We start from the raw sequence: 12,721 nt of genomic DNA, 5'->3' as shown, positions 1-12,721 counted from the left end.
TCGCGTGCCGGGGTGCGCCGCCCGGCGTACCGTTGCTCGCCGTGTATACCGGAACCGCACTGTTCGACCTGTTGCTCCCGGGTGACTCCCGGTCCCTGAAGGCCAAGCGGTCCTACGTCCGGCCGATCGTCGCCGCGTTGCGCAAGTTCGAGGTCTCCGCCGCCGAGGTGGGGGCGCTGGACCTGCACGGCCGGGCCGAGATCGGGGTGGCGGTGGTGGCCGCCGAGCCGGCCCACGTCCGTGAGGTGCTCGACTCCTGCGAGCGGCTGGTCGCCGCCCGCCCGGAGACCGAGCTGCTGTCGGTGCGCCGTCGTCTGCACGGCGCGGACGACTGACGGCGCGTCGCGCGGCACTCCGGCCGTGCCGCGCGACGTCCGGCGGGGCGCGGGTAGTGTTCTTCAGCGTTGGGCGGTCGGACCCGGCGGCGCCCACGCGCCCGCCGTCTCCGGCCGACGGCCCGGATCGCCTGGTGATCCGGCGCCGTCATTGGTACAGGTGATCCCGGAGGTGGGGGACATGACGGATCAGGCAAAGGTTCGCCGGCACGCGGAGCGCATCCGGGAACTTGTCGCGTCGGTGGTGCGCAGCCAGATCAAGGACCCCCGGCTCGGCATGATCACGATCACCGACGCCCGGATCACCGCCGACCTGCGCGACGCCACTGTCTTCTACACGGTGCTCGGCGACGCGGCGGCCCAGGCGAGCACCGCCGCCGCGCTGGAGAGCGCCAAGGGCATGCTGCGCAGCACCGTCGGCAAGGCGCTCGGGCTGCGGCACTCGCCGACGCTCACGTTCGTCCTCGACGACGTGCAGGACCAGGTCAAGCACATCGACGACCTGCTCGCCGCCGCACGTACCGCCGACGCCGAGGTGCAGCGCCTCGCCGCCCAGGCCTCGTACGCGGGTGACGCCCAGCCGTACCGGGTCGAGGAGGAGGACGAGGACGGCGAGGACGCCCCGGCCGAGGACGAGGGCGACGACGAGCCGCGCGCCGGCGACCGCCGGTGACCGAGGCCGCCGCGGGTGGCGCGCCGGCCGGGCCCACCGAGACCGCATGGGCGGCCGCCGTCGCGGCGGTACGCGATCTCCCCGCCGACGCGCGGGTGCTGCTGATCTGCCACGTGAACCCGGACGGGGACGCGCTGGGCAGCATGCTCGGCTTCGGGCTGGGTCTGCGCCGGCTCGGCGTACGCGATCTCCAGGCCACCTTCCCCGGCCCGCCGGAGGTGCCGGAGCCGTTCCGGTGGATGCCCGGCGTGGACCTGCTGGTGCCGCAGGACGACGCGTACCCGGCTCCGGACCTGGTGATCTGCTTCGACGCGGCGAGCGAGTCCCGGCTGGGCGACCTGGCCGACCGGCTGGACACGGCCGGCACGTCGCTCGTGCTCGACCACCACGCCTCGAACAGCGGGTTCGGCCGGATCAGCCTGGTCGACCCGCACGCCGCCGCCACCTCCGTGGTCGCGCTGGAGCTGCTGGACCGGCTCGGCGTGACGCTGGACGCGGATATCGCGACCGGGCTGTACGTCGCGCTGACCACCGACACCGGCTCGTTCCGCTTCGAGGCGACCACACCGGCCGTACACGAGACGGCCGCCCGCCTGATCGCCACGGGCATCAGGCCCGGTGACATCTCCCGGCGGATCTTCGACACCCGCCCGTTCGGCGCCGTCCGCCTCTTCGGCGAGGTGCTGGGCCGGGCCGCGCTGGAACCGGCGGCCGCCGCCGGGCACGGCCTCGTCTGGACGTACGCCACCCGCGACGACCTGGTCCGCCACGACCAGCCCGCCTACGTGCTGGAGGCGCTGATCGACTCGGTGCGCTGCACCGCCGAGGCGGACGTGAGCTGCGTGGTGAAGCAGTCGGGCGAGGCGGAGTGGGCGGTGTCGCTGCGCAGCAAGGGCGCGGTGGACGTGAGCCGGGTGGCGGTGGCGCTCGGCGGCGGCGGGCACCGGTTCGCCGCCGGTTTCACCGGCCGGGGAGCGCTCGACGAGGTGGTCGGACGGATCCGCGCCGAGTTGGCCACCGGCGCGGTGACCCCCGTGGCGTGAGGCGCCCGGCTGGAGCGATATGTCCTTCTGGTCCGGTCGATCCGGTGCGGCGGCGATCGGAAGTGTGAGCTGATCGGCGCGTTTTCGGGGGATCACGACGCGTGCCGGGCTTTCCGCGGTGCGTCACGCTGGGGACAATCGGGTGATGGATCATCCCCGTGAGCTCACCGTCGAGGCGCCCCGGGCCTGGGACCGGCCGGTCGTCTCCGTGCCGGTGCTGATCTGCCTCTCTCTGGTCGGCGGCCAGATGCCGTCCTTCTCGACCGCGGCGAACCTCTACATCCTCACCACCGGCGGGGGGTTGATCTGGGTCGGCCTGAGCAACCGGGTGCCCCGGCGTCCGGCGCCGCGCCGGTTGCCGTCGGTCGCGCTCTGGTGGCTGGTCCCGGTGACCGTCTTCGGGGTCTTCGAGGGGGCGACGTTCGTGATGGCGGTGGGTGACGACTTCCCCACCTTCTCCCGGCTGGCCGATCCGCTGCTGGAGGACAACCTGGCCCGCTCGGCGGCCTGGTTCGCGTGGCTGTCCGCGTTCTGGGGACTGGTGCGCCGATGATGCGGGCACTGGCGATCGGCGGGTTTCTGGTCTCGATCGTGCTGTTCGCCGTGGTCGAGTGGGCCGCGCGCCGCGAGGGGTCGCGGATCCCGTCGCTGGCCGACGTCTGCGCGTTCGTGATGCGGTACGAGGTGGGCCCGGTGCCGGTCGGCCGGATCGGGCTGTTCGGCTTCTGGTGGTGGCTGGGCTGGCACTTCCTGGCCCGCTGACCGCCCTCGCCGGACCGGACGACGACGTTGATCTTTCCGCATTTCGGGAACAGCGGGCAGCATCTGGAAAGTGAACGTTAATTTGGGTGCGGGACCGGCGCTTCGCGGCGCTGGTCACGGGCGGTGGTGCCGCACCCGGCTTCGCCTCCCTCCAGGGTCAGACCGACCCGGGCTCCCGCTGCCAGGCGAGCCGCTCCGGTGATCCCGGACCGCTGCCGGGCGCTCAGCCGCCGACGACTTCCGGTCGCGGCGCGATTCGCTGTCGCGCCGATCCGGAGCGCCGGGCGCCCGTAGGGCCGCCACGTCCCGGCGGTCCGCACCCTGGAAGGACCTTCAGATGCCGAGCAAGCGCAAGCCGCAGACCGAGACCACCACCGACGAGGCGCGCGAGCAGATGCGCCGCGCGCTGCAGACCTCGATGGACACCCGTCAGTGACATACGCCGTCCGGCGGTGACGCCGGCCGGGCCCGAGGACCACACCCCGGCCCGACGCCGACGTCACCGCCGCTCGGGGCGCATCGCCGCCCCGCGCGCCGCTACCGTCGCCCGGTGAGACGCATCCTCGTGGTCGGCAGCTCCGGCGCCGGCAAGAGCACGCTCGCCGGTGAACTGGCCCGGCGACTCGACCTTCCCCTGATCCACCTCGACCGGCACTACTGGCGCCCCGGCTGGACCGCCTCCGCCCCGGCCGACTTCCGCGCCGAGGTGGCCGCGCTCGCCGCCCGCCCGGCCTGGGTGATGGACGGCAACTACGCGAGCACGCTCGACCTGCGGCTGCCCCGCGCCGACCTGCTGGTGCTCTGCGACACCTCCCGGCTGCGCTGCCTGGTCCGGATCGTCCGCCGCCGGTGGGCACATCGCGCCGCGGCCCGCCCCGACCGGCCAGAGGGCTGCCCGGAGCGGCTCGATCTCGACTTCCTGCCCTACGTCTGGCGTTATCCCCGCGACTCCCGGCCCCGGGTGCTGGCCGCGCTGTCCGAGCACGCCCCCGGGCTGCCGGTGCGCCGCCTGCGGGGGCGCCGTGACGCGGCCCGGTTTCTGGCCGACGTGGGTAAGTAGTACCGCGCCTTGCGGACCTTACTGGGAGCGTGCCAGGATCGGCGGCGATGAGCACCACCGCCACCCCCGTCACCGCCTCGCCGCGGCGGATCGCCGCGCTCGCGCTACCCGCCCTCGTGGTGCTGGCCGCCGAGCCGCTCTACGTCCTGGTCGACACCGCAGTGGTCGGTCACCTCGGCCGGGTGCCGCTGGCCGCGCTCGCCGTCGGTGGCACGGTCATGACGCTCACCGCCTGGGTCGGGACCGTCGTCGCGTACGGCACAACGGGCCGCTCGGCCCGCCGCTTCGGGGCGGGGGACCGGGCCGCCGCGGTGGCCGAGGGCGTCCAGGCGTCCTGGCTCGCGCTCGCCACCGGAGTGCTGGTGGCGGTCGCCATCGGCATCGGTGGGGGCGCGCTGGCGCGTACCCTCGTCGGCGGCCCCGGCGAGGTGGCCGACGCCGCCGCCGGGTGGCTGCGGATCGCGGCGCTCGGCGCGCCCGGCCTGCTGCTCGCCGCCGCCGGCAACGGCTGGCTGCGCGGCATCCAGGACACCCGCCGCCCGCTGCTGTTCGTGCTCGGCCCGAACCTGCTCTCCGCGGTGCTCTGCCCGCTGCTCGTCTACCCGGCCGGGCTCGGCCTGGTCGGCTCGGCGGTGGCGAACGCGATCGCGCAGACGCTGTCCGGGGTGCTGTTCGCGGCGGCGCTGGTGCGGGAGCGGGTCTCGCTGCGCCCCCGGCCGCGGGTGATCGGTCAGCAGCTCGTGCTCAGCCGGGACCTGCTCGTGCGGGGCGTCGCGTTCCAGGCCAGCTTCCTGTCCGCCACAGCCGTCGCGGCCCGCTTCGGCGCCGCCGCTGTCGGCGCGCACCAGATCGCCGTACAGCTGTGGTTCTTCACCGCGCTGGTGCTCGACGCGCTGGCCATCGCCGCGCAGTCGCTGGTCGGCGCCGCGCTCGGCGGCGGCGACGCGGCGGCCGCGCGGTTCCTGGCCCGCCGCATCGCGCTGCTCGGCGGGCTGTGCGGCGTGGCCTTCGCGGTGCTCATCGCCGCCGGCGCCGGCGTCGTGCCGTCGTGGTTCAGCTCCGATCCGCAGGTACGCGAGCAGGCCATGACGGCCTGGCCGTGGTTCGTGGCGCTCCAGCCGATCGGCGGCGTGGTGTTCGCGCTCGACGGGGTGCTGATCGGCGCGGGCGACGTGCGCTACCTGCGCAACCTCACCATCGTGTGTGCGTTCGGCGGGTTCCTGCCGGCGATCTGGCTGGCCTACGGGTTCGACCTCGGGCTGGGCGGGATCTGGGCCGGACTGACGCTGTTCGTGGTGCTGCGGCTGGCCGGCCTGCTGCTGCGGATGCGCTCGGGTGCGTGGGCGGTGGTCGGCGCGGTGCGCTGACGCCGGTCAGCAGGTGTCCGGCAGATCGACCGTCTTGTCCGGGTCGAAGACCGCGTCCGGGTCCGGGTCGGCCGGCCCGCCGAACGACTGCTTGCCGAGCGCGAGCAGCCCCTTGTCCAGCGCGGCGCAGTCGATGTTGGAGGCGTACGAGTCGGCCCTCTCGATCCACAGCCCGGCGGAGGCGGTGGTCACGTCGGCCGGGTGCGGGATGCTCCACTTCACCGTGTCGTGGACCACCACGACACCGTCGCCCGGCGTGGGGCTGGTGGTGGGGAACGCGTACGCCCAGACGAAGTTCGTGGTCACCTCCAGGATGCGGATGCCGTCCCGGTCCTTCGTCGCCCGGTAGCTGATCCGGCCCTCGACCCGGGGCTGGTCGGCGGTGAGCCGGGCGCCGGGGGCGAGCCGGGTCGCGTAGGTGCTCGCCTCGCCGGTGGGGAAGTCGTCGCGCACGTCGGCCCGCGCGTCCGGGGCGAACTGGCGCACCAGCCGCTCCGGGTCCTTCGCGGTGAAGAAGGTGCGGTCCAGCCGGGCGGTGACCAGCGCCTTGCGTACCTTGGCCAGCGTGTCGGCCACCTGCTTCTCGGTGAACGGGCCGGTGCGCTTGGCCCGGGGCAGCGCGATCCCCGCCGCGCCCTCCGGGAAGCCGGCCGCCGGGGTGCTGTCGAACGGGCCGGCCGCCGGCGGCGGGGACGCCGACGAGGACGCCTGCTCACCGACCGGCAGGCTCACCGTGGGGTGTTCGACGGCCGGTTCCCGCCAGCGCTGGAAGCCCTGGTAGCCGAGGCCCCCGACGAGCCCGAAGAACGCGAGCAGCACCAGCGCGAGTACGCCGCCGAGCAGCTTGCCGGAGTGCCCGCCGAGCGCGATCCGCAGGCGGTCCGCGCGGCCGGGCGGCACCTCGGGCTCGGGCCGGCGCAGCCACTCGGGCACCCGTCCCAGCTCGTCCTCCGGCGGGCCGGCGGAGAAGTAGGGGTCGGGGGCGGAGCGGTGATCGGTCATCGGACTTCCCGGGCAGACGGGGCGCTGGCGCACGATCTTGACACCCCGCCGAAGCTGGGCGGTATCCCCCGCAGGGCCGATCACCGACGTCTGGCAGGCTTGGCGGTCGTGAGCACAGACGGTCTGATCGTGGTCGACAAGCCCGGCGGCATGACGTCGCACGACGTCGTGGCCCGCATCCGGCGGCTGGCGCGTACCCGCCGCGTCGGTCACGGCGGCACGCTCGACCCGATGGCCACCGGCGTCCTGGTGATCGGGGTGGGCCGGGCGACCCGGCTGCTCACGTACGTGATCGGCGCCGGCAAGAGCTACGCCGCGACGATCCGGCTGGGACAGGCCACGGTCACCGACGACGCCGAGGGCGAGGTGGTCGCGACCACCCCGGCCGGAGCGGTCACCGACGACGGGGTACGCGCCGCGCTGGCCGCCCTCACCGGCGAGATCGACCAGGTGCCGAGCGCGGTGAGCGCCATCAAGATCGACGGTCAGCGGGCGTACAAGCGGGTCCGCGACGGGGAGGCGGTCGAGCTGCCCGCCCGCCGGGTGACCGTGTCGCGGCTGGACGTGCTGGCGATCCGCCGGGACGTCCCGGACGTGGTGGACGTGGACGTGGACGTGACCTGCTCGTCCGGGACGTACATCAGGGCGCTGGCCCGCGACGCGGGCGCGGCGCTCGGCGTCGGCGGTCACCTCACCGCGCTGCGCCGGACCGCTGTGGGCGGGTTCACGCTCGCCGAGGCGGCCACGCTCGACCAGCTCGAGGAGCGCGCGCCGGACGTGGTGAACCTGCCGCTGGACGCCGCCGCCGCGCGGTTCTTCCCGCGCCGGGACGCCACCGCCGACGAGACCCGGGTGCTGTCCCACGGCGGGCCGCTGGCGCCCGCCGGCATCACCGGGCCGTACGCGGTCTTCGACCCGGCGGGCGGGCTGATCGCTATCGTCAGCGAGCGGGACGGTCGGGCCCGCGCGGAGATCGTGCTGGCCCCGGCCTGAACGGCGCGCGGGCGGACAGGGGGAGGAACGGCATGCAGCGGTGGCGGGGGTACGAGGCGGCGCCCGGCGGCTGGGGACGCTCGGTGGTCACCATCGGCGTCTTCGACGGCGTGCACCGGGGGCACCAGGCCACCATCGGTCACGCCGTGGCGCGCGCCCGGGAGCTGGGCGTCAAGTCGGTGGTGGTGACGTTCGACCCGCACCCGGCCGAGGTGGTACGCCCCGGCTCGCACCCGGCGGTCCTGACCGAGCCGGCCCGCAAGGCCGAGCTGATCGAGGCGCTCGGCGTGGACGTGCTCTGCGTGGTGCCGTTCACAGTCGAGTTCTCCCGGCTGCCACCCGAGGCGTTCGTGCACGACGTCCTGGTCGCGCACCTGCACGCCGCGCTGGTGGTGGTCGGTGACAACTTCCGGTTCGGGCACCGGGCCGCCGGTGACGTGCCGCTGCTGGAGCGGCTGGGCCGTACCTTCGGGTTCGCCGTCGAGGGGGCGCCGCTGGTCGCCGAGGCGGGGACCGTCTTCTCCTCCACGTACATCCGGTCCTGCGTCGACGCGGGGGACGTGGGCGCGGCGGCGGCGGCGCTCGGCCGCCCGCACCGCGTCGAGGGCGTGGTGGTCCGCGGCGACCAGCGCGGACGTGAGCTGGGTTACCCCACCGCCAACCTGCTGACCCACAGGTACGCGGCGGTGCCGGCCGACGGGGTGTACGCGGCCCGCCTGGTGCGCCGCGACGGCGAACCGCTGGCGGCGGCCGTGTCGATCGGCACCAACCCGACGTTCTCCGGCCGGGAGCGGCGGGTGGAGGCGTACGCGCTGGACTTCAGCGGCGACCTGTACGGCGAGCGGCTGGCCCTGGACTTCGTGGCGCACCTGCGTGAGCAGCGGACATACGACGCGATCGAACCGCTGGTGGCCCAGATCGCCGAGGACGTGGAACGCACCCGCCGGGCGGTGCTCTGACCGGCGCGGGGCCACCTTGACCGGCCGTCCGTCCCGAGGGCTGGTAGGCTGACGGAGACGTCGGCTGACCGACGGGGGCCTCGCGTGCCTGCACGACGCCGCGGGTGCGAGGAACCGGTCCGTTGCACCGGTCACCACGACCGCTCCGGACCTCATCGAATGACCCACGAAACAGGGAGAACATGGCGCTCGACCAGGAAGCCAAGGCCAAGATCCGCCAGGAGTACGCGACCGCCGAGGGCGACACCGGCTCGCCCGAGGTGCAGGTCGCGGTCCTGACCAAGCGGATCGCGGAGCTCACCGAGCACCTGAAGGTGCACAAGCACGACCACCACAGCCGCCGTGGGCTGCTGCTGCTGGTCGGCCGGCGCCGCCGGCTGCTGAACTACGTCCAGAAGAAGGACATCAACCGCTACCGGTCGCTCATCGAGCGGCTCGGCCTGCGCCGATGACCTGACGGGGGAGTGGCCGCCTGGCCGCTCCCCCGTTGCAGTACCACCGAAGAACCCGGCCGCGCGACACCCGAAGAGGGAGCCGGTCAGCACCGGTCTCCGGTAGTGGCCCCCGGGAATCCCGGCACGACGCCGGCCACCCCGGGCGCTTCGATCGAAGACCGGCCGCCTGAGCAGTTCCCGTGTCGTCGGCCGACGACGCGAAGGAGCACCACAGCACATGACCGAGACCAACCTCGGCACCGAATCCCGCACCGCGGTGATCGACAACGGGTCCTTCGGCACCCGTGAGATCACCTTCTCCACCGGCCGCCTGGCCCGTCAGGCCGCCGGCTCCGTCGTCGCCCAGCTCGGCGAGACGGTCGTCCTCTCCGCCACCACCGCCGGCAAGCAGCCGCGCGAGTCGTTCGACTTCTTCCCGCTGACGGTGGACGTCGAGGAGCGGATGTACGCCGCGGGCCGCATCCCCGGCTCGTTCTTCCGCCGCGAGGGCCGGCCCAGCGAGGACGCCATCCTCACCTGCCGGCTGATCGACCGGCCGCTGCGCCCGTCGTTCGTCAAGGGCCTGCGCAACGAGGTCCAGGTCGTCGAGACCGTGCTGGCGCTCGACCCGCAGCACCCGTACGACGTGGTGGCCATCAACGCCGCCTCGATGTCGACCAAGCTCTCCGGCCTGCCGTTCTCCGGCCCGATCGGCGCGACCCGGGTCGCGCACGTGGACGGCCAGTGGGTCGCCTTCCCGACCCTGGAGGAGCTGGCCCGGGCCACCTTCGACATGGTCGTGGCCGGCCGCACCCTCGCCGACGGCGAGGTCGCGATCATGATGGTCGAGGCCGAGGCCACCCCGAACGCGGTGGCCCTGATCTCCGACGGCGCCACCGCGCCGACCGAGGAGATCGTGGCCAGCGGCCTGGAGGCCGCCAAGCCGGCCATCCGTGAGCTGTGCCGGGCGCAGAGCGAGCTGGCCGAGGTCGCCGCCAAGCCGGTCAGCGAGTTCCCGGTCTTCCTGGACTACCAGGACGACGTCTACGACGCGGTGGCCGACGTGGCCCGCGCCGACGTCACCGAGGCCCTGAAGATCGCCGGCAAGGCCGACCGCGAGGAGGCCCTGGACCGGATCAAGGCCAAGGTCGCCGAGGAGCTGACCGGCCGGTTCGAGGGCCGCGAGAAGGAGCTGTCCGCCGCGTTCCGCTCGCTGACCAAGTCCGAGGTCCGCAACCGGGTGCTGCGCGAGCAGGTCCGCATCGACGGCCGCGGCCCGCGTGACATCCGTCCGCTGAGCGCCGAGGTCGGCGTGCTGCCGCGGGTGCACGGCTCGGCGCTGTTCGAGCGCGGCGAGACCCAGATCCTGGGCGTCACCACGCTGAACATGCTGCGCATGGAGCAGATGGTGGACACGCTGTCCCCGGAGAACCGCAAGCGCTACATGCACAACTACAACTTCCCGCCGTACTCGACCGGTGAGACCGGCCGGGTCGGCTCGCCGAAGCGTCGCGAGATCGGTCACGGCGCGCTGGCCGAGCGGGCGCTGATCCCGGTGCTGCCGTCGCGCGAGGAGTTCCCGTACGCCATCCGGCAGGTCTCCGAGGCGCTCGGCTCCAACGGCTCCACCTCGATGGGTTCGGTCTGCGCCTCGACGCTGGGCCTGCTCTCGGCCGGTGTGCCGCTGAAGGCGCCGGTCGCCGGCATCGCCATGGGCCTCATCTCCGACGAGGTCGACGGCAAGACCCAGTACGTGACGCTGACCGACATCCTCGGCGCCGAGGACGCGTTCGGCGACATGGACTTCAAGGTCGCCGGCACCCGTGACTTCGTCACCGCGCTGCAGCTCGACACCAAGCTCGACGGCATCCCGTCGGACGTGCTGGCCGCCGCGCTGCAGCAGGCGCACGAGGCCCGGCAGACCATCCTCGACGTGATGCAGCGGGCCATCGAGGCGCCGGCCGAGATGTCGGACTACGCGCCGCGGGTGACCACCGTGAAGATCCCGGTCGACAAGATCGGCATGGTGATCGGCCCGAAGGGCCAGACCATCAACGCGATCCAGGACGAGACCGGCGCCGAGATCTCCATCGAGGACGACGGCACCATCTACGTCGGCGCGACCAACGGCCCGTCGGCTCAGGCCGCTGTGGACCGGATCAACGGCATCGCGAACCCGACCCTGCCGAAGGTGGGCGAGCGGTTCCTCGGCACGGTGGTGAAGACCGCCGCGTTCGGCGCCTTCATCTCGCTGCTGCCGGGCCGTGACGGCCTGCTGCACATCTCCAAGGTGGGCGACGGCAAGCGGGTCGAGAAGGTCGAGGACTTCCTCAACGTCGGCGACAAGGTCGAGGTGGAGATCGCGGACATCGACGCCCGCGGCAAGATCTACCTGGACAAGATCCGTCCGGAGGGCGCCGAGGCGCCGGCCGCCGGTGAGGCGGCCGGTGGCGACCGTCCGTCGGGCCGGGACCGCGGCGGCGACCGTGGCCCGCGTGACCGCGGTGACCGGGGTGGCGAGCGCCGCTCCGAGGGTGGCGAGGGCGGCGGCGAGTCCCGTCCGCGTCGCCGGACCCGGCACAGCTGATCCACCGACCGGCCCGGGTGACGTCCGCGTCGCCCGGGCCGGCCCACGGCTCCAGGTCGCCTGCGCGAGCTGGAGCCGTCGTACGTCCCGCCGTTCCTCGTCATCCGGAGAGCAGGTTCTCGTGAGTTCGTCAGTCGCCTCGACGGGACGGGGGGTGGCGTCGACCGGTTCGGCGGCCCGCGCGGTCACCCGGACGCTCAGCGACGACCCGCTCGGCGGCACCGTCCGCCGTACCGTGCTGCCCAGCGGGCTGCGGGTGCTCACCGAGGCGATCCCGGCGATGCGCAGCGTGTCGTTCGGCATCTGGGTGGCGGTCGGCTCGCGCGACGAGACCGGCTCGCAGGCCGGTGCCGCGCACTTCCTGGAGCACCTGCTGTTCAAGGGCACCAACAAGCGCAGCGCGCTGGAGATCTCGTCGCAGATCGAGGCCGTGGGCGGCGAGACGAACGCCTTCACCACGAAGGAATACACCTGCTACTACGCGCGGGTGCTGGACGAGGACCTGCCGCTGGCCATCGACGTCATGTGCGACCTGGTCGCCGACTCGGTGCTGACCGCCGCCGACGTGGAGACCGAACGCGGCGTCATCCTCGAAGAGATCGCCATGCACGACGACGAGCCCGGCGACGAGGTGCACGACCTGTTCGCCCGCGCCGTCTACGGCGACCACCCGCTGGGCCGGCTCATCTCCGGCACCGAGGAGACGGTCACGCCGATGACCCGGCGGCAGATCCAGGGCTTCTACCGCCGCCGCTACACCGCGCCGCAGATCGTGATCGCCGCCGCCGGCAACCTCGACCACGCCGCAGTGGTCAAGCTGGTCCGGCAGGCGCTGCGCGGCACCCCGCTGGACACCGACCCGGCGTCGCCGGCGCCGCACCGCGCGGCCACCCCTACGGTACGCACCAAGCCGGCCACCACGCTCGTCGAGCCGAAGGAGACCGAGCAGGCGCACGTCATCCTCGGCTGCCCGGGGATCGACCGCACCGACGACAGGCGGTTCGCGCTCGGCGTGCTCAACAACGTGCTCGGCGGCGGCATGTCCAGCCGGCTGTTCCAGGAGATCCGGGAGCAGCGTGGCCTGGCGTACTCGGTCTACTCCTACGCCAGCCAGTACGCCGACAGCGGCGTGTTCGCCGTCTACGCCGGGTGCGCGCCGGGCAAGGTGGACGAGGTGCTGGACCTGACCCGCGCGGAGCTGGCGCGGGTGGCCGCCGAGGGGATCACCGAGGCGGAACTGGCCCGGGGCAAGGGGATGAGCAAGGGCTCGTTCGTGCTCGGGCTGGAGGACACCGGCTCGCGGATGAGCCGGCTCGCCAAGGGGGAGCTGCTCTACGGCAACCTGATGCCGGTGGACGACCTGCTGGCCCGGGTGGACGCGGTGACGCTCGACGACGTGAACACGCTCGCCGCCGACCTGCTCGGCCGGCCCATGTCGCTTGCCGTGGTGGGTCCGTTCGACTCCGGCAGCTTCACGGCCACGAGCTGAGCGCCCCACCGGTCCTG

The 12,721-nt window shown here is 73.5% G+C and carries 13 protein-coding genes; 12 read left to right on the top strand and 1 reads right to left on the bottom strand.

The features are described 5' to 3' along the window. The first annotated feature begins 41 nt into the window (after positions 1–41). The 7 genes from BFV98_RS12025 (at position 42) to BFV98_RS11995 (ending at position 5,240) form a co-directional block, all read left to right on the top strand. Positions 42–335: a DUF503 domain-containing protein gene (locus tag BFV98_RS12025; RefSeq protein WP_013284668.1), complete on the top strand. Its 294-nt coding sequence runs from the start codon at positions 42–44 to the stop codon at positions 333–335. A 181-nt stretch (positions 336–516) separates the two neighbouring features. Further along, entirely contained in the window at positions 517–1,008 is a 492-nt protein-coding gene (gene rbfA / locus BFV98_RS12020) for a 30S ribosome-binding factor RbfA (RefSeq protein WP_013474438.1), read from the top strand. Further along, the gene (locus BFV98_RS12015) at positions 1,005–2,051 is read left to right on the top strand and encodes a bifunctional oligoribonuclease/PAP phosphatase NrnA (protein ID WP_013284670.1); all 1,047 of its coding nucleotides are present in this window, start codon (positions 1,005–1,007) and stop codon (positions 2,049–2,051) included. Before rbfA ends, BFV98_RS12015 begins: the two co-directional genes overlap by 4 nt. Before the next feature lie 145 nt (positions 2,052–2,196). After that, positions 2,197–2,604, top strand: a complete 408-nt coding sequence (locus tag BFV98_RS12010) for a hypothetical protein (protein WP_013284671.1) — start codon at positions 2,197–2,199, stop codon at positions 2,602–2,604. Beyond that, complete coding sequence (locus tag BFV98_RS12005; RefSeq protein WP_030269837.1) at positions 2,604–2,813, top strand: DUF6186 family protein; 210 nt, start codon at positions 2,604–2,606, stop codon at positions 2,811–2,813. Before BFV98_RS12010 ends, BFV98_RS12005 begins: the two co-directional genes overlap by 1 nt. A gap of 550 nt (positions 2,814–3,363) precedes the next feature. Next, positions 3,364–3,873 (top strand): adenylate kinase, encoded by a 510-nt coding sequence (locus BFV98_RS12000; protein WP_071096338.1) that lies wholly within the window; start codon positions 3,364–3,366, stop codon positions 3,871–3,873. Between the two features lie 47 nt (positions 3,874–3,920). Further along, entirely contained in the window at positions 3,921–5,240 is a 1,320-nt protein-coding gene (locus BFV98_RS11995) for an MATE family efflux transporter (protein WP_013474439.1), read from the top strand. 6 nt (positions 5,241–5,246) lie between these two features. Here BFV98_RS11995 and BFV98_RS11990 read toward each other — a convergent pair whose 3' ends face one another. Continuing rightward, complete coding sequence (locus BFV98_RS11990; RefSeq protein WP_071096335.1) at positions 5,247–6,242, bottom strand: hypothetical protein; 996 nt, start codon at positions 6,240–6,242, stop codon at positions 5,247–5,249. Positions 6,243–6,350: 108 nt separating this feature from the next. Between BFV98_RS11990 and truB the strand changes: the two genes are divergently transcribed. The 5 genes from truB to BFV98_RS11965 all read left to right on the top strand — a co-directional run bounded on the left by truB (position 6,351) and on the right by BFV98_RS11965 (position 12,704). Then, complete coding sequence (truB, locus tag BFV98_RS11985; protein WP_013284676.1) at positions 6,351–7,235, top strand: tRNA pseudouridine(55) synthase TruB; 885 nt, start codon at positions 6,351–6,353, stop codon at positions 7,233–7,235. Positions 7,236–7,267: 32 nt separating this feature from the next. Continuing rightward, positions 7,268–8,194: a bifunctional riboflavin kinase/FAD synthetase gene (locus BFV98_RS11980; RefSeq protein ID WP_013284677.1), complete on the top strand. Its 927-nt coding sequence runs from the start codon at positions 7,268–7,270 to the stop codon at positions 8,192–8,194. Positions 8,195–8,376: 182 nt separating this feature from the next. Then, positions 8,377–8,646 (top strand): 30S ribosomal protein S15, encoded by a 270-nt coding sequence (rpsO, locus tag BFV98_RS11975; protein ID WP_013284678.1) that lies wholly within the window; start codon positions 8,377–8,379, stop codon positions 8,644–8,646. Positions 8,647–8,866: 220 nt separating this feature from the next. After that, positions 8,867–11,215, top strand: a complete 2,349-nt coding sequence (locus BFV98_RS11970) for a polyribonucleotide nucleotidyltransferase (RefSeq protein WP_071096333.1) — start codon at positions 8,867–8,869, stop codon at positions 11,213–11,215. Between the two features lie 121 nt (positions 11,216–11,336). Next, a complete protein-coding gene (locus tag BFV98_RS11965; RefSeq protein ID WP_041784159.1) occupies positions 11,337–12,704 on the top strand; it encodes a pitrilysin family protein in 1,368 nt (455 codons plus the stop codon). The last annotated feature ends 17 nt before the right edge of the window (positions 12,705–12,721 follow it).

Origin of the sequence: Micromonospora sp. WMMB235 (genome assembly GCF_001855515.1) — a bacterium.
Lineage (GTDB): Bacteria > Actinomycetota > Actinomycetes > Mycobacteriales > Micromonosporaceae > Micromonospora > Micromonospora aurantiaca.
This window is presented reverse-complemented; position numbering and strand designations above follow the sequence as displayed.